This is a genomic window from Paenibacillus periandrae (genome assembly GCF_022458865.1).
Lineage (GTDB): Bacteria > Bacillota > Bacilli > Paenibacillales > NBRC-103111 > Paenibacillus_S > Paenibacillus_S periandrae.
In genome coordinates this window covers 43,245-68,023 of sequence record NZ_JAJNMU010000022.1, presented here as the reverse complement: position 1 = coordinate 68,023, position 24,779 = coordinate 43,245, and the positions used below count along the sequence as shown (strand labels likewise).

The 24,779-nt window shown below is 48.4% G+C and carries 30 protein-coding genes and 1 riboswitch; all 30 genes read right to left on the bottom strand.

From position 1 onward, the window contains the following. Positions 1–84: 84 nt before the first annotated feature. A complete protein-coding gene (gene nuoK, locus LRL21_RS31855; RefSeq protein WP_076233609.1) occupies positions 85–396 on the bottom strand; it encodes an NADH-quinone oxidoreductase subunit NuoK in 312 nt (103 codons plus the stop codon). Positions 397–398: 2 nt separating this feature from the next. After that, positions 399–923, bottom strand: a complete 525-nt coding sequence (locus tag LRL21_RS31850; RefSeq protein WP_240419812.1) for an NADH-quinone oxidoreductase subunit J — start codon at positions 921–923, stop codon at positions 399–401. Between the two features lies 1 nt (position 924). After that, entirely contained in the window at positions 925–1,368 is a 444-nt protein-coding gene (gene nuoI / locus LRL21_RS31845) for an NADH-quinone oxidoreductase subunit NuoI (protein WP_240419916.1), read from the bottom strand. Between the two features lie 46 nt (positions 1,369–1,414). Next, the gene (nuoH, locus tag LRL21_RS31840; protein WP_240419810.1) at positions 1,415–2,425 is read right to left on the bottom strand and encodes an NADH-quinone oxidoreductase subunit NuoH; all 1,011 of its coding nucleotides are present in this window, start codon (positions 2,423–2,425) and stop codon (positions 1,415–1,417) included. Continuing rightward, on the bottom strand, positions 2,425–3,525 hold the full coding sequence (locus LRL21_RS31835) for an NADH-quinone oxidoreductase subunit D (RefSeq protein ID WP_240419808.1): 1,101 nt from the start codon (positions 3,523–3,525) through the stop codon (positions 2,425–2,427). Before LRL21_RS31835 ends, nuoH begins: the two co-directional genes overlap by 1 nt. Before the next feature lie 6 nt (positions 3,526–3,531). Then, a complete protein-coding gene (locus LRL21_RS31830) occupies positions 3,532–4,392 on the bottom strand; it encodes an NADH-quinone oxidoreductase subunit C (RefSeq protein ID WP_240419807.1) in 861 nt (286 codons plus the stop codon). Beyond that, positions 4,389–4,907: a NuoB/complex I 20 kDa subunit family protein gene (locus tag LRL21_RS31825; protein WP_240419805.1), complete on the bottom strand. Its 519-nt coding sequence runs from the start codon at positions 4,905–4,907 to the stop codon at positions 4,389–4,391. Before LRL21_RS31825 ends, LRL21_RS31830 begins: the two co-directional genes overlap by 4 nt. Beyond that, complete coding sequence (locus tag LRL21_RS31820) at positions 4,892–5,257, bottom strand: NADH-quinone oxidoreductase subunit A (protein WP_240419804.1); 366 nt, start codon at positions 5,255–5,257, stop codon at positions 4,892–4,894. Before LRL21_RS31820 ends, LRL21_RS31825 begins: the two co-directional genes overlap by 16 nt. A 283-nt stretch (positions 5,258–5,540) precedes the next feature. Beyond that, positions 5,541–5,942 carry a F0F1 ATP synthase subunit epsilon gene (locus tag LRL21_RS31815; RefSeq protein WP_240419803.1) on the bottom strand — a complete coding sequence of 134 codons (402 nt, stop codon included), beginning with the start codon at positions 5,940–5,942 and terminating at the stop codon, positions 5,541–5,543. A gap of 142 nt (positions 5,943–6,084) precedes the next feature. After that, complete coding sequence (atpD, locus tag LRL21_RS31810; RefSeq protein ID WP_240419802.1) at positions 6,085–7,491, bottom strand: F0F1 ATP synthase subunit beta; 1,407 nt, start codon at positions 7,489–7,491, stop codon at positions 6,085–6,087. A 93-nt stretch (positions 7,492–7,584) separates the two neighbouring features. Beyond that, positions 7,585–8,445 (bottom strand): ATP synthase F1 subunit gamma, encoded by an 861-nt coding sequence (gene atpG / locus LRL21_RS31805; protein ID WP_275901001.1) that lies wholly within the window; start codon positions 8,443–8,445, stop codon positions 7,585–7,587. 122 nt (positions 8,446–8,567) lie between these two features. After that, positions 8,568–10,085, bottom strand: coding sequence for a F0F1 ATP synthase subunit alpha (gene atpA / locus LRL21_RS31800; RefSeq protein WP_240419801.1), 1,518 nt, complete (start codon positions 10,083–10,085; stop codon positions 8,568–8,570). A gap of 16 nt (positions 10,086–10,101) precedes the next feature. After that, positions 10,102–10,653 (bottom strand): F0F1 ATP synthase subunit delta, encoded by a 552-nt coding sequence (locus LRL21_RS31795; protein WP_240419800.1) that lies wholly within the window; start codon positions 10,651–10,653, stop codon positions 10,102–10,104. Further along, on the bottom strand, positions 10,650–11,135 hold the full coding sequence (gene atpF / locus LRL21_RS31790) for a F0F1 ATP synthase subunit B (protein ID WP_076233547.1): 486 nt from the start codon (positions 11,133–11,135) through the stop codon (positions 10,650–10,652). The genes LRL21_RS31795 and atpF overlap by 4 nt, the downstream gene beginning before the upstream one ends. 78 nt (positions 11,136–11,213) lie before the next feature. Beyond that, entirely contained in the window at positions 11,214–11,438 is a 225-nt protein-coding gene (atpE, locus tag LRL21_RS31785; protein ID WP_076233548.1) for a F0F1 ATP synthase subunit C, read from the bottom strand. A gap of 74 nt (positions 11,439–11,512) precedes the next feature. Continuing rightward, positions 11,513–12,211 (bottom strand): F0F1 ATP synthase subunit A, encoded by a 699-nt coding sequence (gene atpB / locus LRL21_RS31780; RefSeq protein ID WP_240419799.1) that lies wholly within the window; start codon positions 12,209–12,211, stop codon positions 11,513–11,515. A gap of 33 nt (positions 12,212–12,244) precedes the next feature. Beyond that, a complete protein-coding gene (locus LRL21_RS31775) occupies positions 12,245–12,640 on the bottom strand; it encodes an ATP synthase subunit I (protein ID WP_240419798.1) in 396 nt (131 codons plus the stop codon). Beyond that, positions 12,641–12,862, bottom strand: a complete 222-nt coding sequence (locus tag LRL21_RS31770; protein WP_240419797.1) for an AtpZ/AtpI family protein — start codon at positions 12,860–12,862, stop codon at positions 12,641–12,643. 174 nt (positions 12,863–13,036) lie between these two features. Then, positions 13,037–14,179 (bottom strand): non-hydrolyzing UDP-N-acetylglucosamine 2-epimerase, encoded by a 1,143-nt coding sequence (wecB, locus tag LRL21_RS31765; RefSeq protein ID WP_240419796.1) that lies wholly within the window; start codon positions 14,177–14,179, stop codon positions 13,037–13,039. Positions 14,180–14,235: 56 nt separating this feature from the next. Next, positions 14,236–14,865: a uracil phosphoribosyltransferase gene (gene upp / locus LRL21_RS31760; protein ID WP_240419795.1), complete on the bottom strand. Its 630-nt coding sequence runs from the start codon at positions 14,863–14,865 to the stop codon at positions 14,236–14,238. A 347-nt stretch (positions 14,866–15,212) separates the two neighbouring features. Beyond that, positions 15,213–16,460 carry a serine hydroxymethyltransferase gene (gene glyA, locus LRL21_RS31755; RefSeq protein ID WP_240419794.1) on the bottom strand — a complete coding sequence of 416 codons (1,248 nt, stop codon included), beginning with the start codon at positions 16,458–16,460 and terminating at the stop codon, positions 15,213–15,215. Positions 16,461–16,536: 76 nt separating this feature from the next. Continuing rightward, entirely contained in the window at positions 16,537–17,106 is a 570-nt protein-coding gene (locus tag LRL21_RS31750) for a TIGR01440 family protein (protein WP_240419793.1), read from the bottom strand. Between the two features lie 35 nt (positions 17,107–17,141). Then, entirely contained in the window at positions 17,142–17,600 is a 459-nt protein-coding gene (rpiB, locus tag LRL21_RS31745; RefSeq protein ID WP_240419792.1) for a ribose 5-phosphate isomerase B, read from the bottom strand. Between the two features lie 161 nt (positions 17,601–17,761). Continuing rightward, a riboswitch (ZMP/ZTP riboswitch) is annotated at positions 17,762–17,842 on the bottom strand. Positions 17,843–17,928: 86 nt separating this feature from the next. Continuing rightward, on the bottom strand, positions 17,929–18,507 hold the full coding sequence (locus tag LRL21_RS31740) for a low molecular weight protein arginine phosphatase (protein ID WP_240419791.1): 579 nt from the start codon (positions 18,505–18,507) through the stop codon (positions 17,929–17,931). A gap of 108 nt (positions 18,508–18,615) precedes the next feature. After that, positions 18,616–19,179 carry a manganese efflux pump MntP gene (locus LRL21_RS31735; RefSeq protein ID WP_240419790.1) on the bottom strand — a complete coding sequence of 188 codons (564 nt, stop codon included), beginning with the start codon at positions 19,177–19,179 and terminating at the stop codon, positions 18,616–18,618. A gap of 83 nt (positions 19,180–19,262) precedes the next feature. After that, a complete protein-coding gene (locus tag LRL21_RS31730; RefSeq protein WP_420832513.1) occupies positions 19,263–20,339 on the bottom strand; it encodes an L-threonylcarbamoyladenylate synthase in 1,077 nt (358 codons plus the stop codon). 111 nt (positions 20,340–20,450) lie between these two features. Beyond that, on the bottom strand, positions 20,451–21,182 hold the full coding sequence (spoIIR, locus tag LRL21_RS31725) for a stage II sporulation protein R (protein ID WP_240419787.1): 732 nt from the start codon (positions 21,180–21,182) through the stop codon (positions 20,451–20,453). A gap of 162 nt (positions 21,183–21,344) precedes the next feature. After that, the gene (locus LRL21_RS31720; protein WP_240419785.1) at positions 21,345–22,379 is read right to left on the bottom strand and encodes a N5-glutamine methyltransferase family protein; all 1,035 of its coding nucleotides are present in this window, start codon (positions 22,377–22,379) and stop codon (positions 21,345–21,347) included. Between the two features lie 4 nt (positions 22,380–22,383). Next, positions 22,384–23,457: a peptide chain release factor 1 gene (gene prfA, locus LRL21_RS31715; RefSeq protein WP_240419783.1), complete on the bottom strand. Its 1,074-nt coding sequence runs from the start codon at positions 23,455–23,457 to the stop codon at positions 22,384–22,386. A 97-nt stretch (positions 23,458–23,554) separates the two neighbouring features. After that, a complete protein-coding gene (gene ychF / locus LRL21_RS31710; protein WP_240419782.1) occupies positions 23,555–24,655 on the bottom strand; it encodes a redox-regulated ATPase YchF in 1,101 nt (366 codons plus the stop codon). Positions 24,656–24,779: the final 124 nt, after the last annotated feature.

Genomic DNA, 24,779 nt, shown 5'->3' with positions numbered 1-24,779 from the left:
ACAGCAAGCTACATCGAAAGCATTACTTCAAGCCTGCTTTAGCAAGCTTACGTCGAAAGCGTTATGAACCCCATTAACAACGTCTTATCGTTTTAACGAATTCATTTCATTAACATCCGTTGTGCCTCTGTTGCGATAGTACGTGATCAAAATCGCAATACCAACCGCAACCTCTGCTGCCGCGACAGATATACTGAACAAAGAAAAAATCTGTCCCGTTAAGTTAGGGTGTATCCCGAGCTTGGAGAACGCGACCAGATTTAGATTGACCGCATTGAGCATCAGTTCAATCGACAGCAGCACGATCAACGCATTCTTTTTGGACAAAGCGCCATAAAGCCCTATACAGAACAAAATAGCCGCCAGTGTTAAGTAAGGTATCGCTAATCCACTCACGATTAATCCTCCTCCCTTTTGGCTACAACAATAGCACCGATAAAAGACACCGTCAGCAGCACAGACATAATTTCGAACGGAATGACGTGCTGTTTGAACAGCAGCTTCCCGATTTCCATCGTGTTGTCTGCTGCGTCCTTGAATTCACCTGTGGGCATCATTGTATTTTGGATGGCGTAGAACAGAACCCCGAACAAACCTGCCGCCCCGATAAAGCGCAGTGTATTGTACACAGGTCGTTTCGGTTCGATCTCTTCACCCTGATGCTTGGTCATCATAATCCCGAATATCATCAGGATCGAAATGGCGCCTGCATAAATCAGCACCTGCACAAATGCGACAAACTCGGCATTCAGTATGACATATAACCCAGCCATACTAATAAAAGTCATTGCAATTGCCACGACCATATGCACAACCTTTGTGAAGCTTAGCATAAAGATCGCACCGCCGATAGCCATTAAAGCAAAGATGAAAAAGGCAATGTTCTCGCCGCTGGACAAAAAAGTCCCCATATTGCTCAACATGCTACTTAGCCCCGCCTTTCGGAAGCGCTGAATTGTTTTCCTTGCGCACATTCACATTGTTTTCATTTAACCATGCCAAATTTTTGAAAAGGTCGTCACGGCTGTAAGCACTAAGCTCAAAGTTATTCGTCATGACAATAGCCTCAGTCGGGCACACCTCTGTACACAAATCGCACAAAATACAGAGCTCGAAATTAATATCGTACGTATCGATAACTTTGCCCTTTTTCTCTGGATCCGGATTGGCTTTACCTGTTAGCGTAATACATTCAGTTGGACAAATACGGGCACACTGGTTGCACACAATACATTTTTCAGGATCAAAGTGTTGAATTCCCCGAAACCGGTCCGGCATCTTTATCGGTACTTCAGGGTAAGCATAGGTTACTTTTTTTTGCGTCATGCTTTTGAGGGTAACTCTGAGTCCTTTCACTATCCCTTTCATCAATTCTCACCCTTCCTATTTGAAGAAATACACCGACTGCAAGGGCTTATGACCTGCCAATGCTCATATAAACAGCAGTAACAAGCACATTGATTAACGCTAACGGAAGCAAAAGCTTCCAGCCCAATCCCATTAATTGATCGACGCGAATCCGCGGCAGCGTAGCCCGAATCCAGAACAAGAAGAAAACGATGGTTGAGAATTTCAATAAAAACCAGACTAAGCCTGGGATAAAATCAAGAAAAGCAAAGGGTGCATGCCATCCCCCAAGGAACAGCGTGGTTGCAAGTCCGGCAATGGCGAACACATAAACATACTCCGCAAGCATAAAGAACGCAAACCGGAACCCGCTGTACTCTACGTGATAGCCCGCCACCAGCTCTGACTCCGCCTCTGGAAGGTCAAATGGAGTTCGATTCAGCTCCGATACCCCCGCAATTACAAACACCGCAAAGCCAATAATTTGGGGCAGGAAATTCCAATGCCAGAATCCTCCGGCCTGTGATTGCGCGATAATATTCAGATTCAAGCTGCTTGACATCATGATAACACCGATAACGGAAATGACCAACGGAATTTCGTAGCTGATCATCTGTGCCGCGGAGCGCATACCACCGATTAAGGCATACTTATTGTTGGAGGCCCAACCCCCAAGCACAATGCCGATCGTCGATATTCCCGATAGCGCCACGTAAAACAGCAGCCCGATATTGAGGTTTGTACTAAACAGCTTGTCGCTGAACGGAATGACTGCGATAACGACAAAAGCCGGGATAAACGTGATGACCGGAGCCAAAATAAACAGCTCCCGCTCCGCCTTATGAGGAATCGTATCCTCCTTGATTAACAGCTTCAGTACATCGGCTACCGATTGCAAGAGCCCAAGCGGCCCTACCCGATTGGGACCAATACGCATCTGCATCCAGCCAATAACCTTTCGCTCAAAATAAATCGCATAAGTAACGAAGCCTAATACAACCATCAGCAGTACGACACCCCATGCGAAAAAAATCGCAAAATTGATCCACGTTAACTGCTCATTTAAAAGTTGGGCCATTAGCAATCCACCTCCCCGACGACAATATCAATGCCTCCGAGTATCGTGATGAGGTTGGTCATTGTTTCTCCAACCAATAATTTGGGCAATATTTGCAGGTTTACAAAGGAAGGTCTGCGGAACTTCAACCGATATGGCTTATCCTTGCCTCTGGATACGATATAACATCCGATTTCACCGCGAGGCGACTCAATTCGGGCATATACCTCTCCTTCTGGAGCGCGAAGCACACGAGGCACCTTACCCATAATCTCACCCTCTGCGGGAAACTGCTCGACGGCCTGCTCCAATATCCGCAGCGACTGTCTCATCTCTTCAAAACGCAGCAGGTAACGATCATAGCAATCCCCTGTGGTACCTACAGGCACATCAAAATCGAACCGGTCATACAAGCAATAAGGCTGATCCTTGCGAATGTCCCAATTGATTCCTGTACAGCGCAAATTAGCACCGCTCAGCCCATAAGCAATCGCTGTTTCTGCATCATATTTGCCAACGCCCTTGATCCGTGCCAGAAAAATCTCATTACCGCTAACTAAATTACCATATTCAATTAATTTCTCTTTCATGTAGGGTATGAATTTGCGTACTTTTTCGATCCAGCCCTCAGGAGCGTCCCACTTCACGCCGCCAACCCTCATATAATTATAGGTTAAACGGGCACCGCACAATTCATTGAACAGATCGATAATAATTTCCCGGTCGCGAAATGCAAACAAAAACGGGCTCATCGCGCCAATATCCAGCAAATAGGTTCCCCACCACACCAAATGACTGGCAACCCGCTGCAGTTCCATCACAATAAGTCGCAGAAAATCAGCTTTTTCCGGTATTTCCAATCCCATCAGCTTTTCTACTGCATGCACAAGCACATAGTTATTGGTCATCGCCGAAACATAGTCCATACGATCCGTGTAAGGAATGATTTGTGTATACGATAAATTTTCTGCGAGCTTCTCCGTCCCTCTGTGGAGATAACCCATAACAGGATCAGCATGAGTGATGATTTCACCATCCAGCTTGACCACTATCCGAAACACCCCGTGCGTACTGGGATGCTGAGGTCCAACATTCAGCAGCAATTCTTCCGTTCTAATCAAAAGCTTCTACACCTCCGGATCAAGCGCTTCATAATCTTTACGCAGCGGATGGCCGACCCAATCGTCGGACATCATTATTCTTCTTAAGTCCGGATGTCCGGGAAAATCAATACCGAGCAGATCAAAGATCTCACGCTCATTCCAATTGGCAGTTGGCCATATCGGTGTGACGGAGTGTATGGATGGTGTTTCACGAGACGTTTTCACTTTCACGCACATCTCCGCCTTCGTGTCCAGACTGAGCAAGTGGTAGGCAACCTCCATGTGAGTCTCCTGATCAATACCTGAAACATTTCGTAAATAGTTCAGCTTCAGCTCACAATGCTGCTTCAACAATAATGCAACTCCAGCCCAGTGTTCGTTCTTAATGATCACATAAGGCAAATGTGCATCCCTTTCATTAATAAAAGCTTCTTCGATCGCAGTCTCGCCTACCTGCTCCTTGATCAGCTTTACCCAATGATCCAGCCGCGGTTGTAAAGGTGAAGGTACCTTCGGACCTGCGTCCTCTTCACCCTCTGTTTTCTTGCCTCTGGCAGCGGCACGAGCGGCGCGTGCTTCAGCGGCAGCCTTCGCTTTCGCTTCCTTCTCATCATCCGCTGCTGCTGGATCACCCGCGGTAACTTCTGTCGAAGCAGCGCCTTGTGCCGCAGTAGGAGACGCCCCGGCTGCAGCCTCAGCCCTTTTGGCTCGGGCGATGGCTCTGGCAGCTCGCGCTTCCGCGTCAGCCTTAGCCTTTGCCTCCTTGTCTGCATCTACTGTAGCTGCATCTGCATCTGCATCTGGAGCTGAAGGGCTCTCAGTCTCCGTTTTATCCGTATTCCGTTTATCTGTATCCAATTCATCTTTCTTTTGTTCATCACTCATCGATTAGTCACCTGCTTGCCGGTTTTCGCCTCGTAACGAATTTTCTCCTGCAGCTTATTAATTCCATAAATCAGAGCGGCAGGGTTCGGTGGACAGCCTGGAATGTAGACATCAACCGGTACGACCTGATCCACGCCTTTAACAACGGCATAGGATTTGACGTAAGGTCCACCGGCGGTGGCACAGGAGCCCATCGCAATAACCCATTTGGGCTCTGGCATTTGGTCATAAAGGCGGCGCAGCAGCGGAGCCATCTTCTTGGTTACGGTACCTGCTACGATCATAACATCGGATTGCCTTGGTGAAGTCCGAAAAATAACGCCAAAACGGTCCAAATCGTAGTGGGAAGCCCCGGCACCCATCATTTCAATCGCACAGCATGCCAATCCAAAGGTTAAAGGCCACAACGAATTACTTCTTGCCCAAGCCTTGACCTGCTCAAGCGTTGTCATAAACACATTGCGCTCCAGCTCTTCTCTTTCTTCCGGAGTAATTGACTCTAGATTGAAGTCCATTGCAGCACCTTCTTCTTCCAAGCATAAATTAATCCAACCACAAGCAATCCTACGAAAATCGCCATTTCAACAACAGCAAACAAGCCGAGTTGCTTAAACGCAACGGCCCAAGGATACAAAAATACAGTTTCCACATCAAAAATGACAAACATCAGCGCAAATAAATAATACCGGATGTTAAAGCGCACATGGCTTTCGCCCACCGGTTCGTTACCACTCTCATAAGTAGTATACTTCTCATCCAGCGGCTTGTAAGGACGCAAGAAACGGCCTGCCGTAAGCGCTACAACAGGAAGCAATACTCCAAGAATGAGAAAAATGGATACGACAACGTAATTGTTCATATACATCGTGAACGACTCGCCTCCCCATGCTAAAATAGTTAAGCTTTATGGAAATGTGCTGTCAGATTTATAAGAAAAGTCCATTCATGTAAGCTTGTAAGCGCACCCAAGTTGCAATCGCGAAGCCTTCCCTCATTTGCAAATCGAAACATGCACATAACTTCTGTTCGTATATGCCCCACAATTATATCAAATGGGTGTTTAGGTGTCTAATCAATATTCCATATCACATTTTTTATATAACACAAAAAACGAAGGAACATGTGTCCCTCCGTTTATGTTCGTTTCCTTATGATTTACTGGAAACGTTGATCCGATTAACCGCTCTTTGCAAAGCCAGTTCAGCGCGTTTGAAATCGACTTGATCCTGTTTGGAAGACATACGCTGTTCAGCACGTGTTTTGGCTTCTTTAGCACGATCGACATCAATTTGTTCCGGCAGCTCGGCGCTTTCCGCCAATATGACCACCTTATCCTTACGTACCTCCATAAAGCCACCATTCACGGCGATATAATGCTGCTTACCGCCCTGCTTCACGATAACCGGTGCCACTTTTAATGGAGTCACCAAAGGGATGTGATTTGGCAGAATACCAAGCTCTCCTTCTGCACCCTTCACGCTAATCATGTCCACCTGATCGGCATACACTTTACGCTCGGGGGTAACAATTTCCAGCAAGAAAGTACTCACTTGGACTCCTCCTAAGAGCTTTCCGTAAGGAAAGCTTTACTTCGTAAGCATGATCTGTACCTTTCAAATAGAAGCTATATTGCACCAGGTTTGCGTATGCAAACTCATTGTGTATGCCGCTACTCAATTGGCTAATGCAAACTTACATGGTTTTTGCTTTTTCGATAACTTGCTCAATTGCACCCACGTTATGGAATGCTGGCTCCGGAAGATGATCATGCTTGCCTTCAAGAATTTCCTTAAAGCTGCGCACGGTATCTTTAACCGGAACGAAAAGCCCTGGAATCCCGTTAAATGCTTCAGCAACGTGAAGCGGTTGAGCAAAGAACAATTGAATCCGTCTTGCACGGTATACGGTAAGCTTGTCTTCTTCAGACAACTCATCCATACCCAAAATTGCGATAATATCCAACAATTCCTTATACCGTTGCAAAGTTTTTTTAACGCCTTGCGCTACGTTATAGTGCTCTTCACCAACAATTTCAGGAGTCAAAATACGGGAAGAAGATGCAAGTGGATCAACCGCCGGGAAAATACCCATTGCAGCAATATTACGCTCAAGGTTTGTTGTTGCATCCAAGTGGGCAAATGCTGTAGCAGGAGCCGGATCCGTATAGTCATCGGCAGGAACATAAATCGCTTGGATTGATGTTACAGAGCCTTTTTTAGTTGAAGTAATACGCTCTTGCAATTGACCCATTTCCGTTGCCAGCGTTGGCTGGTAACCTACTGCGGATGGCATACGACCCAGAAGGGCAGATACCTCGGAACCCGCTTGAGTAAACCGGAAAATGTTATCGATAAACAGAAGCACATCACGGCCTTCTTGATCACGGAAATACTCTGCCATTGTCAAACCGGACAGGGCTACACGAAGACGTGCACCTGGAGGCTCGTTCATTTGACCAAAAACCATTGCGGTTTTGTCAATAACGCCAGATTCTTTCATTTCGTGATACAAGTCATTACCTTCACGCGTTCTCTCACCAACACCGGCAAATACGGAAATACCGCCATGCTCGGATGCGATGTTGTGAATCAATTCCTGCATCGTTACGGTTTTACCTACACCGGCACCACCGAACAATCCGATTTTACCACCCTTAACGTAAGGAGCCATCAAGTCGATTACCTTGATACCTGTTTCCAAAATTTCCGCTTGCGTGGACAAGTTGTCGAATGCAGGTGCGCTTTTGTGAATTGGGCTCGTTAATGTACGGTCTACTACTTCGTTACCGTCAATCGGGTTACCCAATACGTTAAATACACGTCCAAGTGTTGCTGCACCTACCGGTACCGAAATCGCTGCACCTGTGTCGATTGCTTCTGTACCACGAACAAGACCATCCGTAGTTGACATCGCAACACAACGAACCAGGTTATCGCCCAAATGCACAGCAGCTTCAACGGTTAACTTGATGTCCTGCTCGCCAGCTTTTTCGGCTTTTTTCTCAATTGTGATTGCATTCAAAATCTCAGGGAGCTGTCCACGTTCGAACTCAATGTCGACAACCGGCCCCGTTATATTCACAACGCGCCCTTTGCTCAATGTTTTCTCCTCCTAAGCTTTATTTTTGGATAAAGCTGCTTCGTAAGCATATGCTAAGTTTTGCTTAAGCAAAACTTTCTTTACTAGCAAGTTTTAAGCTTGTGCATTTGCACCAGCAACAATTTCCGAAATTTCCTGTGTAATCGAAGCCTGACGAGCACGGTTATACACCAGTGTCAAAGATCCGATCATCTTGGTAGCATTCTTCGTAGCATTGTTCATAGCCGTCATTCTGGCACCAAACTCACTTGCTTTACCTTCCAATACCGCACTATAAATTAAAGTTTCCGCATATTTAGGCAGCAGTACTTCAAGCACACCCTCAGGAGACGGCTCATACTCATAGTTAGCAACGGATGCAACACCACCCATGTTTTCCATAGGCAAAAGCTGCTTAACCATCGGTTCCTGCGTGATGGCATTAACAAATTTGTTATAAACCAGATACAACTTGTCGAATGAACCGTTCTCGAAGTTTTTCACTGCCGACGCAGCAATCGATTTAATATCCGCAAAGCTCGGAGAATCGGGAATTCCCGTTACCTCTTCTGCTATGGCGATATTGCGCTGACGGAAAAAATCGCGGCCCTTACGACCGATTACAAAAATCACATATTCACTAGGTGATTTGTGATTTTCCTTGATCTCCTGCATCACTCTGCGCAATACGTTAGCATTATAGCCACCAGCGAGACCGCGGTCTGACGTAACAACAAGATATCCGGTCTTCTTGATTTCGCGATTTTGGAGCATCGGATGCTTCAAACCTTTGCTGCCTGCAGCGATACTACCGACAACTTCCTTAAGCTTATCCGTGTAAGGACGTGAAGCCTCAGCAGCTGCCTGAGCTTTTCTCAATCTCGATGCAGCTACCATTTCCATCGCCTTGGTGATTTGCTTTGTGTTTTGTACGGACTTGATCTGGCGCTTAATTTCGCGCATTCCTTTTGCCAACTGACTCACCTCTCTCTCGAAGCTTCTCTGTTTAGGAAAAGCCTTCACTCGAAAAGCCTGATAAAAGACTTAAAATGGAACACCGAGCTTCCCTATAAAGAGAAGCCCTTGTTCATTGTGTATTATACAGTCGAAGTAGCGAAGCCTTTTTGGAATTGCTTGATCGCTTCTTTCAAAGCATTTTCATTATCCGTAGTCAAATCCTTTGTATCACGGATGCTTTGGAATATTTCAGGATGCTTCGTATCTACAAAAGCCAAGAATTCAGCTTCAAAACGGCGAATATCTTGTACTGGCAATTCGTCCAAATGTCCTCTAACAACCGTGTAGATCGAAACGACCTGTTTTTCAACGGACAGTGGTTGATGAACGCCTTGTTTCAAAATTTCCAATGTACGCAATCCACGGTTCAAACGAGTTTGCGTAGCTTTATCCAAATCGGATCCGAATGCTGCGAAAGCGGCTAACTCGCGGTATTGGGCGAGGTCAGTCTTCAGCGTACCGGCAACCTTTTTCATTGCTTTAATTTGTGCGGAGCTACCTACCCGGGATACGGAGATACCAACGTTAACAGCTGGACGTTGACCGGAGTAGAACAAATCGGACTCCAGGAAAATCTGACCATCTGTAATCGAGATAACGTTCGTCGGGATATAAGCGGATACGTCACCAGCTTGTGTTTCGATAAACGGAAGAGCTGTGATCGATCCGCCGCCAAGTGCATCGCTCAGCTTGGCTGAACGCTCAAGCAAACGGGAATGCAGGTAGAAAACGTCCCCTGGGTAAGCTTCCCGACCCGGTGGACGACGAAGCAAGAGCGACAACTCACGGTATGCAGCTGCTTGCTTGGACAAGTCATCATAAACGATCAGCACGTGCTCGCCTTTGTACATGAAATATTCGCCCATTGCGCAGCCTGCATAAGGAGCCAGCCACAGCATTGGAGCAGGCTCGGAAGCACTTGCTGTTACAACGATAGTGTATTCCATCGCGCCAGCACGACGCAGGGTTTCAACTACGTTAACAACAGTGGATTGTTTTTGTCCAATAGCAACATAAATACATTTCACGCCGTTGCCTTTTTGGTTAATAATCGTATCGATCGCGATAGCTGTTTTACCTGTTTGACGGTCACCGATAATCAACTCACGTTGACCACGGCCTACCGGGATCATCGCGTCAATCGCTTTAATTCCGGTTTGCATAGGTTCGAATACGGATTTACGAGCCATAACACCTGGAGCCGGTGATTCAACCGGACGTGTGTTTGTTGTACTTAGAGGACCATTTCCATCCACGGGTTGACCCAACGCATTAACAACGCGGCCGATCAATTCTTCACCTACAGGAACCTCCATAATACGACCGGTACGTTTTACTTGGTCTCCCTCACGAATATCCGTGAAAGGTCCCAAAATAACGATACCTACGTTGCTTTCCTCCAAGTTAAAGGCATAGCCAAGAACACCGTTGGGGAACTCAAGCAATTCGCCTGCCATAACATTCTCAAGACCGTGCGCACGGGCAACACCATCACCGACAGTGATAACTGTACCTACGTCAACGACTTGAATGTCAGATTTATATTGTTCAATTTGCTGTTTAATCAGCGTACTGATTTCTTCAGGTTTGATACTCATATTTCCTCACCCCTATCTACAGTGCTTGAGTTGAATTCAAGGATTTTTGCAGTCGATCCAGCTTGCCGGATAAACTGCCGTCATACAGACGATCACCGATGCGCACTTTAATTCCGCCTAACAAGCTTGTATCAATAGCCGTTTCAACACGAATTTGTTTGCCAACCAATTGGCTGAATGTCGCAGCAATATGATCAAGCTCAGCTTGTTGAAGAACAACCGGCGTATAAACAGTGGCTTTTGCCTGACCAAGGGCCTCACTGGCAATCGTTACAAAGTAACCCACTAGCGATTCCAGCAATTCTTCCCTGCCTTTATCGATGAGCAACAGCAAAGTGCTAAAGGTAATTTCCGAAAGCTGACTTTCAAAAATGTTTTTCAGCAGCGCTGTTTTGGATACAGTCCCGATCCCTGGATGCTTGATCAGCTTGTGCAAGTCACTGTTTTCCTTTAAAACCGCTACGATAAACTTCAGTTCTTCTTCTACCTGAGCAATCTTGTTCTGTTCTTTGGCTAGCTCAAAAAGCGCTTTTGCGTATCTTTTGGCTACGATGGTATCCTGGCTCATTGGTTGCCTCCTACCTCTTTCAGGTAATGCTCTACCAATTGCTCTTGAGATTTCTCATCAATTTGTTTTTCGATAATTTTGGAAGCAATGAGAACAGACATCGCGCCAACCTGGCTGCGAAGGGCGGCAACCGCCTTATGTTTCTCATTCTCGATATCACGAATCGCTTCGTCTTTCACGCGAGTCGCTTCCGCACGTGCAGCAGCTGTAATTTCGTCTGCTTGTTTGGAACTGATTTGTTTAGCTTGTTCAATAATGTCTTGTGCTTCTTTGCGAGTTTGCTGTAGAGCCAGCTTTTGCTCCTCTAACAGTTGCTCAGCCTGCTTCCGGTTATTTTCAGCCGTTTGAATTTGATCCTTAACAAGCTGTCTGCGTTTTTCCATCATGCCAAACAAAGGACCGAACGCCAGCTTTTGCAGCAGTAAATATAGAAGCAAGAAGGCTACGATTTGAATAAAAAACGTGGACCATTCAATATGCAAGTAACGTCACTCCCTTCTCATAGCGTAGGCAAAACGAAGGCGTGGAGGCTTTTGCAACCATCCCCGCCAAACGATTTCTTAAGCACGACCCATCAAGATGAATGCAAGAACCAATGCAACAACCGGCATTGCCTCTACCAGACCTACCCCGATAAACATCGTTGTTTGCAAAGTACCACGAAGTTCAGGTTGACGAGAAATACCTTCCAAAGCGCGACCTACGATCAAACCATTACCAATACCTGCACCAAGTGCCCCTAAACCAAATACGATTGCTGCTGCTACTAATGCTAAAGCTCCCATTAAGAAAATCCTCCCTTAAATTGTAAAGTTTTTTTATAAATAACTCGAGACTTTCCCGAGGTAAGTCTTGTACCTTAGTGAGATTCTTCGTGAATCAACGTTTGTGAGATATAAACCATTGTCAACATTGTAAATACGAATGCCTGAATGGCGCCAACGAACACACTAAAACCTTGCCATATGGCTAGAGGGAATACTCCAAACCAACCCGCTCCCAAAATGACACCAATCATAATTTCACCTGCATAAATATTTCCGTATAGACGGAAAGCAAGCGTCAGCGGCTTGGATACCACCTCAATCAAATGCAGCGGAAGCATAACCCCTTTATACTCAAAATAATGAGCAAAATAGTGCTTCGTATTGCGTGTGATACCCAGGAAGTGGCTAAGCGCAATGACGATAACCGTAAGTGCAGCTGTGACAGCAATATCTGCCGTCGGAGATTTCCACCATGACACGTGATCTGAGGTTACGACCGAGAAAGGCAGCCCCAGCATGTTTCCAATGAAAATGTACATAATTAGGGTTAAACCAAGTGCTATAAACGGCTTCCCATGTTTAGAACCAATAGTACTGCCGATGATTCCTTCAACAAACTCTACAACCCATTCCATAAAGTTTTGCAGCTTCGAAGGATTCGTTACCGAAATTTTACTCGTTCCGGCAATCGCGAGTATTAATACCAGAACACTGGTCACTCCAATCATAAGAAGCGCTGACAGATCAAAGTGAAATCCAAACCATTCTACTCCCGGTACTTGATGCTCCATGTTTTCCAATTTCACCCCTTTCCACAGATGGATTTACTTCTTGGATCTTTTGACAGAAATAATACCCAATACAAGTGTTACCAATTGAGCGATAAGGTATCCAGCGACGGTTGTGCTTAACGCGAAATGCTCCGGAAACCGGACTGCGATAAGACCCGCCAAACCTCCTACGGCCGCTCTAGTCAGAAAGCCTATGTTAGCCTTGCTCGGAATCCCTTGCCCCGGTGGAGCGGCGATAACCTTATCCGATAGCTTGCGAATTTTCCAGGCCAGATACCTTGCGTTAATCATACTAACGGCAGAACCCAGCATCAAACCTGCTGAATAGGGTCGGTATTCCACGAAAAGCGCCCAAGCAACCAGACAAAAGGATAAGAAAAATAGAAAGACGTTTTGAAACGTTTTCAGATGGGCCGTAAACTCGTTCATTTAAAGCCCTCCGTACTGCTTAATCATAAAATAAATGCTAATGATTCCAGCCGCAAGCCCCAGCAAAAAACCACCCAATAACCACAACTGCCCGCCAAGCGTTTGGCTTAACCAATCTCCAAACCAATACCCTGCCAGTAAACAGACAACAAGATCAATTCCGATAGCCGTCGTTAAAGCAGCTGCACGCCATGGATTATCATTACGGTTTGGCTGTTTCATATACACCCTCCTGAGAATCCTCACTTATTGTAACGAAGCAACGTCGGGTTTGTCAATTGTCTTTCTCTCTAAATAACTGTGGATGAAATTCTTAAAAATGCTGTTATATCAACGTTTTTGGCAATTCCAAACCAAACAGTACTACTGCACGCTCTGACGTTTGTCATAGGATTGTCACGGTTGGAATGACTCCGGTCTTGCTGCAGCATGTCCAAAATGGTAAAGGATGGCTTGCACGATCCGTTCCGACGCTTTTCCATCGCCGTAAGGGTTGGCAGCCTGACTCATCTTTTCATACAATGCCGGATCTGTCAGCAGTGCACGGGTCCGATTGTACACATGCTCTTCATCGGTTCCGACAAGCTCCAGCGTACCTGCATCAATACCTTCGGGCCGCTCCGTTGTTTCACGTAGAACTAAAACGGGCACTCCATACGAAGGTGCTTCCTCCTGCAACCCGCCGGAATCAGTCAAAATCATATGGGTATGCGGATATAAATTATGCAACTCCAGTACATCAAGCGGATCTACGAGCTTAATGCGGGGGTGATCACCCAGCATTTCATAGGCCGGCTCTCTCACTGCTGGACTCGGATGAACCGGATACACGATGGCGATATCGTCGAACTCATCAGCAATCCGACGCACGGCACGGAAAATTTGCCGATGCGGCTCACCTTGTGCTTCGCGGCGATGCGCGGTCATCAGGATCAGACGCTTACCTGCTGCCCAATCCAGAACACTGTGGGTGAAGTCATTTTGCACCGTATACTGGAACACATCTGTCACCGTGTTTCCTGTTACGAAAATGGTTGCCTCTGACTTATTCTCTTTGCGCAGGTTGTCGGCAGACAATTGAGTAGGCGCAAAATGCAGATCGGATAATACACCGGTCAGCTGGCGATTCATTTCCTCCGGATACGGCGACATTTTGTTCCAGGTACGCAAGCCTGCTTCCACATGACCCACCTGGATCTGCTGCAAGAACGCCGCATAGCTAGCCAGGAATGTCGTTAACGTGTCTCCGTGTACGAGCACCAGGTCCGGCTTTTCTTCGCGGAATACCGGGTCCAGCCCTTGAAGCACCCGTACGGTCACTTCGTTCAAGGTTTGACGATCCTTCATGACATCCAGATCGTGGTCAGGTGTAATATGGAACGTTTCCAGAACCTGATCCAGCAATTCCCTATGCTGTGCGGTAACGCATACGCGTGAATCGATAAATTCAGAATGCTTTTGAAGCTCCAGTACCAGCGGCGCCATCTTGATGGCTTCCGGCCGGGTTCCGAAAATCGTAATTACTTTGGTTTTACCCATGGACGGTTGTCCCCCTATGTACATTTTCTGTGGTGTAGCTCATCTGCTTGCTGATTTTATTTTGTACCGAACAGGCGGTCTCCCGCATCTCCGAGTCCAGGAACGATGTAACCGTGGTCATTCAAATAGTCGTCAATAGCTGCCACATAGATATCCACGTCAGGATGCGCCTGCTGTACAGCGTGAATACCTTCGGGTGCAGCAATGAGGCACATCAGCTTGATCTGCGTACAGCCTCTGCTCTTCAGCGCCGTTATTGCCGCATTGGCAGAACCTCCGGTTGCCAGCATCGGGTCTATCACGATCAATTCCCGCTCAATAACATCAGTAGGCAGCTTTACATAATACTCAACCGGCTCAAGTGTCTCCGGATCCCGGTACAAGCCGATATGACCTACCTTGGCTGCGGGTACTAATCTCAGAATACCGTCTACCATGCCAAGTCCTGCACGCAAAATCGGGATAAGTCCCAGCATTCTGCCCGAAATCACTTTACAATCCGTCGTAGTCACTGGCGTTTTGACCTGCACGGTTTCAAGCGGGATGTCTCTTGTAATTTCATACGCCATCAGTGTTGATACTTCATCAACCAATTCACGAAAATCTTTGGTAAGTGTGGATTCATCCCGTATGTACGTAAGCTTGTGCTGGATCAACGGATGGTCACACACAAATAATTTTCCCATAAACAATTCCCCTTTACGCCAAATCTCGTCTATTATACCACACCTGTCCGATGTTATCCCAACAAGTTTCGCGCATAGACGACAGGCTCAACCGCTTAGAGGCTCCAGTGTACAAATGCGGGCTCCACGTGATGAATGTACCGTTCCTTCCTACTACATGCACGGATCATAGCAGCAAGGACGAGGAGCATTCACAATTGCCCCTATGCTGTACAGTTACGGATTGATCTCAGAGCGCTTCCTAAAATCATGAAGAGGCCGGAGATCTCTACAAAATCTCCAGCCTCTTGCTATCGTCTATATATCGTACACTTGGGAATTGAGGATCCGATCCTCATAAACGGGAATTAGTAGGACAAGCCCGGATACAACGGGAACTGGGCAGTCAAATCTTTAACCATACCGCGGACTTTGTCATGAACAGCAGCATCCGTTGGGTTTTTCAAAGTCAAGGCAATGATCTTGGCAATAGTTTTCATGGCTTCTTCATCCATACCGCGGGAAGTTGCAGCAGGAGTACCTACGCGCACACCACTGGTTACCATCGGCTTCGCCGGATCAAAAGGAATCGCATTTTTATTAACCGTTACGCCAACTTCATCCAGCAAGTGCTCCGCTTCTTTACCGCTGATGCCCGTGTTGCGCAGGTCGATCAGCATCAAATGGTTATCGGTACCACCGGATACCAGATCAATACCTTCGGAAAGTAAAGCTTCCGATAATGCTCTGGCATTGTTGACAACCTTTTGTGCGTAAGTTTTGAATTCCGGCTGCAAAGCTTCTCCGAAGGACACGGCTTTAGCTGCAATAATATGCATCAAAGGACCACCTTGGGTACCAGGGAATACAGCTTTATCGATGGCAGCAGCCCATGGCTTACGGCACAAGATCATACCGCCGCGAGGACCACGAAGTGTTTTATGTGTAGTCGTCGTTACAAAGTGTGCATGCGGAACCGGGTTAGGATGCAGACCAGCCGCTACCAGACCAGCGATATGTGCCATATCAACAAAGAGCAATGCGCCTACATCATTAGCGATCGAAGCCAGAGCTTCAAAATCAATCGTACGCGGATACGCGCTGGCACCTGCCACGATCATACGAGGCTTATGTTTGAACGCCGCTTTGCGCACATCATTATAATCAATACGGGAGTCGCTTTCGCTTACACCGTAAGAAACGAAATTATATAAAATACCGGATGCATTAACCGGGCTGCCGTGGGTCAAGTGACCACCATGAGCCAAGCTCATGCCCAATACCGTATCTCCAGGCTGCAGGGCTGCCAAGTAAACAGCCATGTTCGCTTGAGCGCCAGAATGCGGTTGTACGTTGGCATGCTCAGCTCCAAACAATTCCTTGGCACGGTCACGAGCGATGTCTTCTACAATGTCCACATACTCGCAGCCGCCATAATAACGTCGGCCAGGGTAGCCTTCAGCATATTTGTTAGTCAGAACTGTACCCATTGCTTGCAGTACCGCCTCGCTGACGAAATTTTCGGATGCGATCAATTCGATTTTGTCGCGTTGACGACCGATTTCAAGATTCATGGCCTCCACGATTTTGGGGTCCTGCTTACGTAATTGCTCCATAATAAAATCCTCCTTTAGTTTTCCGCAGATAACTTACTTCTTATTTCGTAAGCCTCCACATGATAGTTAGTTGGGTTTATTCACAAAATCCGTTGTCAGCAGAATACTCTTCTACCACATATACAGCCCGAGCGCCACCAATGAGCTTCGGACGGGTGTAGGCCATCTGAACCGAGGCATGACCAATGATCCGAATCGAAGGACGCAGCGGAATCGCCACAGGTTTCAAATGCATCCCGATCAGCGTTCCGCCGATATCAATGCCCGCATGGGCCGAAACGGCCTCAACGAGACAGGCCTGCTTCAAATGCTTGTAGGCATACGAAGCCATCGAGCCGCCTGCACGCGGAACAGGTATCGCCGACACAGGCTCTAGCCGATAAGCCAGCATTGCTTCTCGCTCCAGTACAAGCGCCCGATTCAAATGCTCGCAGCATTGAAATACCGGGTAAAAGCCAGCCTCGGCACGCACGGCTTCAACCGCAGCGAAGATAGGCTGGGCAGCCGTTTCTGTGCCTGAAGTACCAATGTGATGACCCAACACTTCGCTCGTACTCGTCCCAATGACAAGCAGTTGTCCTGTCTGGATATTGCCTGCCTGTACCAGCTCACGCAGTACTTGTTCTACCTGTGACTGAATGTCCATACCCCGTTGCCTCCTTCGTCAAGCTGTACGACTGATTACGATTGAGGAGTGACTTTGTCTTCCAATTCCATTACTTTTTGAATGCGATTCACATGACGCTCACCGTTGGAAAATTCGGTTTCGAGCCAAACCTTCACAATAGACTCCGCCAAACCCGGTCCAACAATACGTTCCCCCATTGCCAGAACGTTGGAATCATTGTGCTGACGGGTCATTTGGGCTGAAAATAAATCGTGTACAAGCGCACAGCGAATGCCGGCGATTTTGTTAGCTGCAATCGTCATTCCAATTCCCGTCCCACACAGCAAGATCCCTCTGTCGGCCGTTCCTGCGGCAACCTTATTGCAAACCTCGATCGCATAATCCGAATAATCCACGGAATCCGTGCTATGACAGCCTACGTCTGTTACTTCATGACCCAAAGATTGCACAAGCTTAATAATTCCATCCTTCAACTGCACGCCTGCATGATCAGAACCTATGACTAATTTCATTTGATGCGCCTCCTGACAAGTTTTCTGGACACTATCGTAGACGAATTTGATTGTCATCCAATTTGTCCATTATACCGTAATGCGTACAGAAAAATGAAATCAAATATGGTAAATCCTAAACGAAAAAAGAGCATACTGCGTGCCACTATCAGCACTGCAATGCTCTTTGCCCAGGCGACCGGCCGTATGCCCCGATGCTCCATTGTGGTAAGCCCCACTCGTCGCCAGTTACATCAGGTCCTGCTTCTTATTCTTATCATAACGGAAATATTCAAGGCTGTAAAGCCGTAAAAAGACCTATTCCCTTGAACTTTTCATTCCATAAATCTTAGCATTTAAGAAGACGAATCAACTGCTGCAGGCATGCCTCGATTTCTGCTGCACACTGTCTGTATACCGATAAAGATCCGCCGAACGGGTCAGCAATATCGTAGTCAGGTAAAGACTGCTCCAACTGCCTCACTCGCGCGAGTTCCTCCATGGTCACCTGCTGGGATAAAGACTGCTTAAGCTGCAGCTCGGCAATCAACGCCGCCAGCTCGTCCATACGCGCTTTGGCTGATTGATCTTCACTCACAAATTCTTTGAGTGTGTGCATTTTGTCAACGAATGCCGGAAAACGCTGGATCGCTTGCTGCTTGTGACTCGTAGTCATGGTAAGCACCACATCTGCCCAATCCAGCAATGACCCTGTTAATGAGGAAGAGCTAATCGCCTGCAAAGCATCTTTTTCGCGCAATATAACTGCCGCATTGTTGGAAACAGGATAGCCATCACCCGCTGAGGTCCCGGCCGAACGGACTTCTATGTGATTCATCCCCTGCTCTTTCAGCATCGCGCGAAGCATACCTTCTGCCATCGGACTGCGGCACGTATTCCCGGTACACACAAACAATATTCGGTTCATTAGAAATCCCCACCTTTCTCCTCTATGATGATTGGCTGTTGAGCCCTATTCCTATTGTACCTCAAAACGACGTAAAAATGGATATATAGCTGTAGTCCAGTTTCCGATTCATAATAAAAATCGTGCTCCAAATGCCAACAATATGACTCCACCTACGGCTTCCCCGTACTCCCCGACCCATCGTCCCGCTTTACGGCCGAGCATCAAACCGGTAATGGACATGATTCCTCCTACCGTACCGAACATCAGTACCGTCAGCGCACGGTCACCGGCAAACATGCCCAGCGAAACGCCGACGGAAAATGAATCGATGCTGACACTAAGCGCAAACAGCAGCATGCCCAGAAAGGTTTTATGGTCAACCGATTTGGCCGCTTCTCCCCTCAAGGAGTTGTAGATCATATGTATACCAAGAATTACAAGCAGAATGCCTCCTGCTATCGTCGCTACTCCACCTAATAATGATCCCATGTAACTGCCCATAAACATACCCGCAAGCGGCATAACCATATGGAATATCGCAATCATCAGGCTCAGCTTGAGAATATCCCACTTTCGAATGCCCTTCATCCCGATCCCGATACCCAGCGATAACGCATCAAGACCTAAGGCTACCGCCATGACCAGTATGGTTATGAATTGCCCCACCATCAGTGGTGATGCCCAGTCCATCTCAGTCGCCCCCCTGTCCTGTTCTTCATCAACATATGCGGACAAGTAGAGAAACATGACTGGGATGGGACTAGTGGCTACTGCTACACGTAGATAATGCGGTTGGCTGCCGCTTTGCGCAGCCGGTTCATGATAGCCGCCCCGATACCCGCTTCGGGGCAGGCTTCGGCTACGATGAAGTCCGCGCCGGCTTCATCGAATTGGCGCAGCGCGGCGTACAGCCCGTGCGCGACGGTTTCAAGGTCGCCTAGACTTCCGCAGGCGACAACGGTATCCGCGCGCAGCGCATCGGCGTGCTCACGATAAGTGAGTACGCCTGTGCGCTCTCCGCGTGCGCGGGCTTGGTCGAGCTCGCGCTGGAGGCGAGCGAGCACCTGTTCAGGAGCGGAGCCCTGAACAAGGGTCATCGCACCGCGAGGCGCGTAGTGCGCGTACTTCATCCCAGGCGCGCGCGGCGCTGAAGATGAATCCTGGAGTATAGAGGCTTCGCGCACCTCGATACCAGGCAGCGCCGCAATCAATTGCTCAGCCGATACACCACCCGGCCGCAATATATGAAGCACGCCTCCCACCTCCCCGTTCGGCGCTGTGTATTCGACGACTGTAGATTCCAGACCAACGCCTGTAGCCCCCCCATCCACAATACCGTCAATGCGACCGGCCAGATCATCGTACACATGTGCGGCTGTTGTAGGGCTTGGCCGCCCTGAACTGTTCGCACTAGGGGCAGCTACCGGACAGCCAGCAGCCTTAAGCAGCTGCAAGGCGACCGGATGGTCCGGCATACGCAGCCCAACCGTAGACAAGCCTGCTGTGACCAGCGGTGAAAGAACGTCTGGTTTGATAGGAAGAATGACCGTCAAAGGTCCAGGCCAAAAAAGATCCAGCAAACGCGAAACAGTCTCATCCGGAGGAGCCGCCAGCTCTGCCATTTGAGACCGATTTGCAATATGAACAATAAGCGGATTATCCGAGGGCCGTCCTTTTGCCAAGAAAATCTTATTGACCGCCTCTGTCTGCCGGGCATCGGCACCGAGGCCATAAACCGTTTCCGTAGGGAACGCGATCACCCCGCCTTCGCGAAGCATTCGCGCGGACTCTGCCAGCTCCTCAGGCCCCAGATTGTCCATGGCGGCCTTCCATAATTTTGTCATTCGCATAGGCCTCCCAGCTGTGCAGGGTCCATCTTTAATGGTTCATGGTTCAAGAATCCTGCATGTATTCGTCATGATATCTATTGGGTCTCAGGGACTTGCCCTGCAGTTGATCTCTTACGCAAATAACTTCTTCAGTAAATCCCACAGAAAGAAATGAATTTCCGGCTGCACGGCTTCAGTCTGAGCCTGAACAAGCTTGTCCGACGGACTGCTTTTTCCTTCTGATTTTACGTCTGTCGATGTCTTTTGTCCCACCTTGGCAGCGGGTGATCCAACGTCTGCAGCGAGCTCCTTGGATGGTTTGGCAATAACCTCGGAATCTACAAAGCATAATGGCGGGAACAGCACACACCACCAATTTTGCCCTTCTGCCGCCCCAATCGATACACGAAGCGCTTCATAGTCGCCAGCAGGGTAAATTTGACTCCCGTACATTTTGGCAGGAAAAGGCACAATGCCCAGCTCCACCTGATAAGGAGTGGTAAAGCCATATTGGCTCAATGTTTTGCCAACGATGCGATCCAGCTCTGGTAAATGGGCGCGAACGGCAGCACGAGCAGCTTCCATGCCCTGGGGCTCAGCAACCCACTGCTGCATTTCCTCGATAATGGCATCACGCACCTCGCGTTTGATCCATTGGTCAGCCGGTGAATCGGAATTGGCCAAAATCCGCAGACGGATCGATTCCTGAGGAATACTACCCGCTCCATTCGCACGGTCTGCCTCAGAACCTATTCCTGATGCGAAAATGATAGAGGACTGAAGATTGGCTTCCCAGCTGCAAATCAGAATGATGAGTGCAAATATAACATAGATATGATGGCGGTAACCGTTGGTTTTTCTCATGAATGATACCTTCCCTCTCGCGTTTCGCTGCGTCTTGTTTTCTAGTAACAGTATGCACCGATACGAGAGAGGTTAAACCTATCATTCTATGATTCTAGCAATCTATCTCTCATAGATAGATTCACTCTGTTGTTAACGTCGACCAAACAAATGTAAAGACGATCATCGCACGGGATAGCGGATCGCAATCACATGACGTGCAATTCCTGCCAAGTCCGGGATGATCCGCATTTCATCCCATTCTCCCGCCTGGCTCAGTAATTTCGCCACCTCGTCTGCCTGGCCCATACCTACCTCAAGACCAACCAGTGCAGGCAGCCGTTCCAGCTCAGCCAGCTGCGCCGTCAGCCGGCGATACAGATCAAGCCCATCTGCGCCTCCGTACAGCGCAGATCGCGGCTCATGCAGCCTCACCTCGGGCTGCAGTCCAACCTCATCCGCCTCCGGTATGTACGGTGGATTGGATACGACCACATCGAGCTGCAAGCCGCGCTCGATGTAAGGCACGAGCAAATCACCTTCAAGGAAGGTGACTTGCTCGCCAACCCCATGGCGCTCCGCATTCCCCTGAGCCACCGCCAGCGCAGCCGGCGATATGTCGGAGCTCATGACGCGCCACTGCGGGCACTGCACAGCGAGGCTCACCGCGATCGCCCCGCTCCCGGCACCAATGTCTGCGACCAGCAGACGCCTGTCTGCTCCACATTTGGTATCAGCCCCCAGCCTCGCCTCTAGGCCTTCACCAGTAGCCTCGCCTTGAGCAGGCTGCTCATCCAAGGAGGCCGGATCTCGATCAGCTCCGGATTTCACGCGGCTTACTTCCACTCCAACAGCCATCTCCGGCCATAGCTGCTTACCGATCAGCACGATCTGCTCAACCAGCAGCTCCGTCTCCGGCCGCGGGATCAGCACCGCTGGCGTCACCGTGAAGGGGAGCCCGTAGAACTCCTGCTCCCCGATGATATACTGCACAGGCTCGCCTGCCGCCCTGCGGGCCAGAAGCTCTCTCCATCGAGCTTCAAGCTCCTGCGGGAACGGCTCCTGCCAGCCGAGCAGCATCTCGCTGCGCGTTAACCCGAGCAGCTCCTGCAGCAGCAGCTCTGCACTGCTGGCAGCCTCACTCGCCCCATGCTGCAACAAAAAAGAAGAAGCCTCCACATAGGCTTCACGAATAGTCAACTTATGCTCGAAGGACATCTGTTTACGCTTGCTCTCCCCGATCCATCAATTCCGATTGCGCAGCAATCGTCAGCGTGGAAATCAGCTCATCCATATCTCCATTCAAAACCGCATCCAGACGATGCAGCGTCAGACCGATACGATGATCAGTCACACGGCTTTGCGGATAATTATAAGTCCGAATTCGTTCGCTGCGGTCACCAGTGCCGACCTTGCTTTTCCGGTCGCCCGCATACTTGTTCATTTCTTCCTGCTGGAATTTATCAAAAATCCGTGCACGCAGCACCTGTAGCGCCTTTTCCTTATTCGAGTTTTGCGATTTGCCATCCTGGCAAGTAGCCATAATCCCTGTCGGAACGTGAAGCACACGAACTGCTGATTTGGTTGTATTAACCGACTGTCCACCCGCACCGCTGGAGCAGAACGTATCGACACGGATGTCACTGTCATGAATTTCAATATCGAATTCTTCCATCTCCGGCATTACTGCTACAGTAGAAGTTGATGTATGAATCCGTCCGCCCGATTCCGTCGTCGGAATCCGCTGCACACGGTGTGCTCCGCTCTCATACTTCAGCTTGCTGTAGGCACCCTTGCCATTAATGGAAAAAATAATTTCCTTAAAGCCACCCAGATCGTTCATGCTGACATCCATAACCTCAGTCCGCCAGCCTTGAACATCGGCAAACTTCGTATACATCCGGTACAAATCGGAGGCAAACAATGCCGCCTCGTCTCCGCCAGCCGCGCCGCGGATTTCCACAATGACGTTCTTGTCATCATTCGGATCCTTGGGCATCATCAGAATATTAATCCGCTCTTCAAGCTCTGTCTTACGCTCCGAAAGCTCCTCCAGCTCCATTTTTACAAGCTCGCGCATGTCCTCATCCAGCTTCTCGTTCTGCATGGCCCGTGCGGCATCATATTGCTCGACAACGCCTTTATATTCAATATAAGCGTCATAGGCTTCCTGCAGATCCGACTGCTCCTTGGAATATTCGCGCAGCTTCTTTGTATCGCTCGTTACGTCAGGATCACACAGCAGCTCGCTCAGCTTTTCATAGCGACCTGCCAACGACTGTAACTTGTCAATCATACCAATCACTCCTTATCCGTTAGTTAAGACCACATCATCCGTATAGGTTCAAATGACCAACCATTATGCTTACATCGTTCCCGCGTCCGATGCCTCGCTATACGTTGAAGCGGAAATGCATAACATCTCCGTCCTTCACGACGTATTCTTTTCCTTCCAGACGTACTTGGCCTTTTTCCTTGGCACCATTCATCGAACCGGCATTGACCAGATCCTGATAGGCAACGACCTCAGCTCGAATAAAGCCGCGTTCAAAATCGGTATGAATCACACCCGCCGCTTGCGGTGCTTTAGTCCCCTCGACTATCGTCCATGCACGAACCTCTTGTACGCCAGCTGTAAAATACGTATATAAACCGAGCAGTCGATAAGCGGCTTTAATCAGACGGTTCAAGCCCGATTCCTGCAAACCAAGCTCTTCCAGGAACATCGCCTTGTCTTCGCCTTCCAGCTCCGCAATTTCCGATTCTACCTTGGCACTGATCGGCACCACTTCCGCACCTTCTGCCGCGGCAAAATCGCGAACCTTTTGCACATAAGGATTATCGTCAGCAGTTGCCACTTCATCCTCGCTTACATTGGCTGCATACAGCATCGGCTTCATTGTCAACAAATGCAGATCACGAATCAGCAGCTTCTCTTCAGCGCTTAATTCCACACTGCGTGCAGGCTGATCGTTATACAAGGCTTCCTTCACACGCTCCAGGCATTCGACCTCAGCCGCATACTTTTTGTCGCCGCCCTTAATATTTTTACGCGAACGCTCGATCCGTTTTTCAACCGATTCGATATCCGCCAATACAAGCTCCAAATTAATCGTCTCAATATCGCTAACCGGATTAATGCCACCGGATACATGTGTAATGTTCTCATCCTCAAAACAGCGCACTACGTGAACAATTGCATCCACCTCGCGGATATGGGCCAGAAACTTGTTGCCAAGTCCTTCTCCCTTGCTCGCGCCCTTAACCAGACCGGCAATATCAACAAATTCAAAAGCTGTAGGCACTACGCTCTTAGGTATGACAATTTCAGTCAGCTTAATCAGACGCTCATCGGGAACCTCTACCACACCGACATTCGGATCAATTGTACAAAAAGGGTAGTTCGCCATTTCGGCGCCTGCCTGTGTTATCGCATTAAATAAAGTGGATTTTCCTACGTTCGGCAGACCCACGATTCCAGCTTTTAAAGCCATGTATAGGACAACTCCTTAATTAAATGTTTTCCGTATCCCTAAAAACTTATTATATCGCATTTCAAGAACTATTGTCACTATGCAAAAAAATCCGCCTGAGGGGCGGAAGCAACAAGCCTATGCC

Coding starts and splice junctions, on each gene's coding strand:
- LRL21_RS31850 (WP_240419812.1), bottom strand. CDS start 923: ATGTTGAGCAATATGGGGACTTTTTTGTCCAGCGGCGAGAACATTGCC.
- nuoI (WP_240419916.1), bottom strand. CDS start 1,368: ATGAAAGGGATAGTGAAAGGACTCAGAGTTACCCTCAAAAGCATGACG.
- nuoH (WP_240419810.1), bottom strand. CDS start 2,425: ATGGCCCAACTTTTAAATGAGCAGTTAACGTGGATCAATTTTGCGATT.
- LRL21_RS31830 (WP_240419807.1), bottom strand. CDS start 4,392: ATGAGTGATGAACAAAAGAAAGATGAATTGGATACAGATAAACGGAAT.
- LRL21_RS31825 (WP_240419805.1), bottom strand. CDS start 4,907: ATGGACTTCAATCTAGAGTCAATTACTCCGGAAGAAAGAGAAGAGCTG.
- LRL21_RS31820 (WP_240419804.1), bottom strand. CDS start 5,257: ATGTATATGAACAATTACGTTGTCGTATCCATTTTTCTCATTCTTGGA.
- atpA (WP_240419801.1), bottom strand. CDS start 10,085: ATGAGTATCAAACCTGAAGAAATCAGTACGCTGATTAAACAGCAAATT.
- LRL21_RS31795 (WP_240419800.1), bottom strand. CDS start 10,653: ATGAGCCAGGATACCATCGTAGCCAAAAGATACGCAAAAGCGCTTTTT.
- atpE (WP_076233548.1), bottom strand. CDS start 11,438: ATGGGAGCTTTAGCATTAGTAGCAGCAGCAATCGTATTTGGTTTAGGG.
- atpB (WP_240419799.1), bottom strand. CDS start 12,211: ATGGAGCATCAAGTACCGGGAGTAGAATGGTTTGGATTTCACTTTGAT.
- LRL21_RS31775 (WP_240419798.1), bottom strand. CDS start 12,640: ATGAACGAGTTTACGGCCCATCTGAAAACGTTTCAAAACGTCTTTCTA.
- LRL21_RS31770 (WP_240419797.1), bottom strand. CDS start 12,862: ATGAAACAGCCAAACCGTAATGATAATCCATGGCGTGCAGCTGCTTTA.
- wecB (WP_240419796.1), bottom strand. CDS start 14,179: ATGGGTAAAACCAAAGTAATTACGATTTTCGGAACCCGGCCGGAAGCC.
- upp (WP_240419795.1), bottom strand. CDS start 14,865: ATGGGAAAATTATTTGTGTGTGACCATCCGTTGATCCAGCACAAGCTT.
- glyA (WP_240419794.1), bottom strand. CDS start 16,460: ATGGAGCAATTACGTAAGCAGGACCCCAAAATCGTGGAGGCCATGAAT.
- LRL21_RS31750 (WP_240419793.1), bottom strand. CDS start 17,106: ATGGACATTCAGTCACAGGTAGAACAAGTACTGCGTGAGCTGGTACAG.
- rpiB (WP_240419792.1), bottom strand. CDS start 17,600: ATGAAATTAGTCATAGGTTCTGATCATGCAGGCGTGCAGTTGAAGGAT.
- LRL21_RS31740 (WP_240419791.1), bottom strand. CDS start 18,507: ATGAACCGAATATTGTTTGTGTGTACCGGGAATACGTGCCGCAGTCCG.
- LRL21_RS31735 (WP_240419790.1), bottom strand. CDS start 19,179: ATGGACTGGGCATCACCACTGATGGTGGGGCAATTCATAACCATACTG.
- LRL21_RS31730 (WP_420832513.1), bottom strand. CDS start 20,339: ATGCGAATGACAAAATTATGGAAGGCCGCCATGGACAATCTGGGGCCT.
- spoIIR (WP_240419787.1), bottom strand. CDS start 21,182: ATGAGAAAAACCAACGGTTACCGCCATCATATCTATGTTATATTTGCA.
- LRL21_RS31720 (WP_240419785.1), bottom strand. CDS start 22,379: ATGTCCTTCGAGCATAAGTTGACTATTCGTGAAGCCTATGTGGAGGCT.
- prfA (WP_240419783.1), bottom strand. CDS start 23,457: ATGATTGACAAGTTACAGTCGTTGGCAGGTCGCTATGAAAAGCTGAGC.
- ychF (WP_240419782.1), bottom strand. CDS start 24,655: ATGGCTTTAAAAGCTGGAATCGTGGGTCTGCCGAACGTAGGAAAATCC.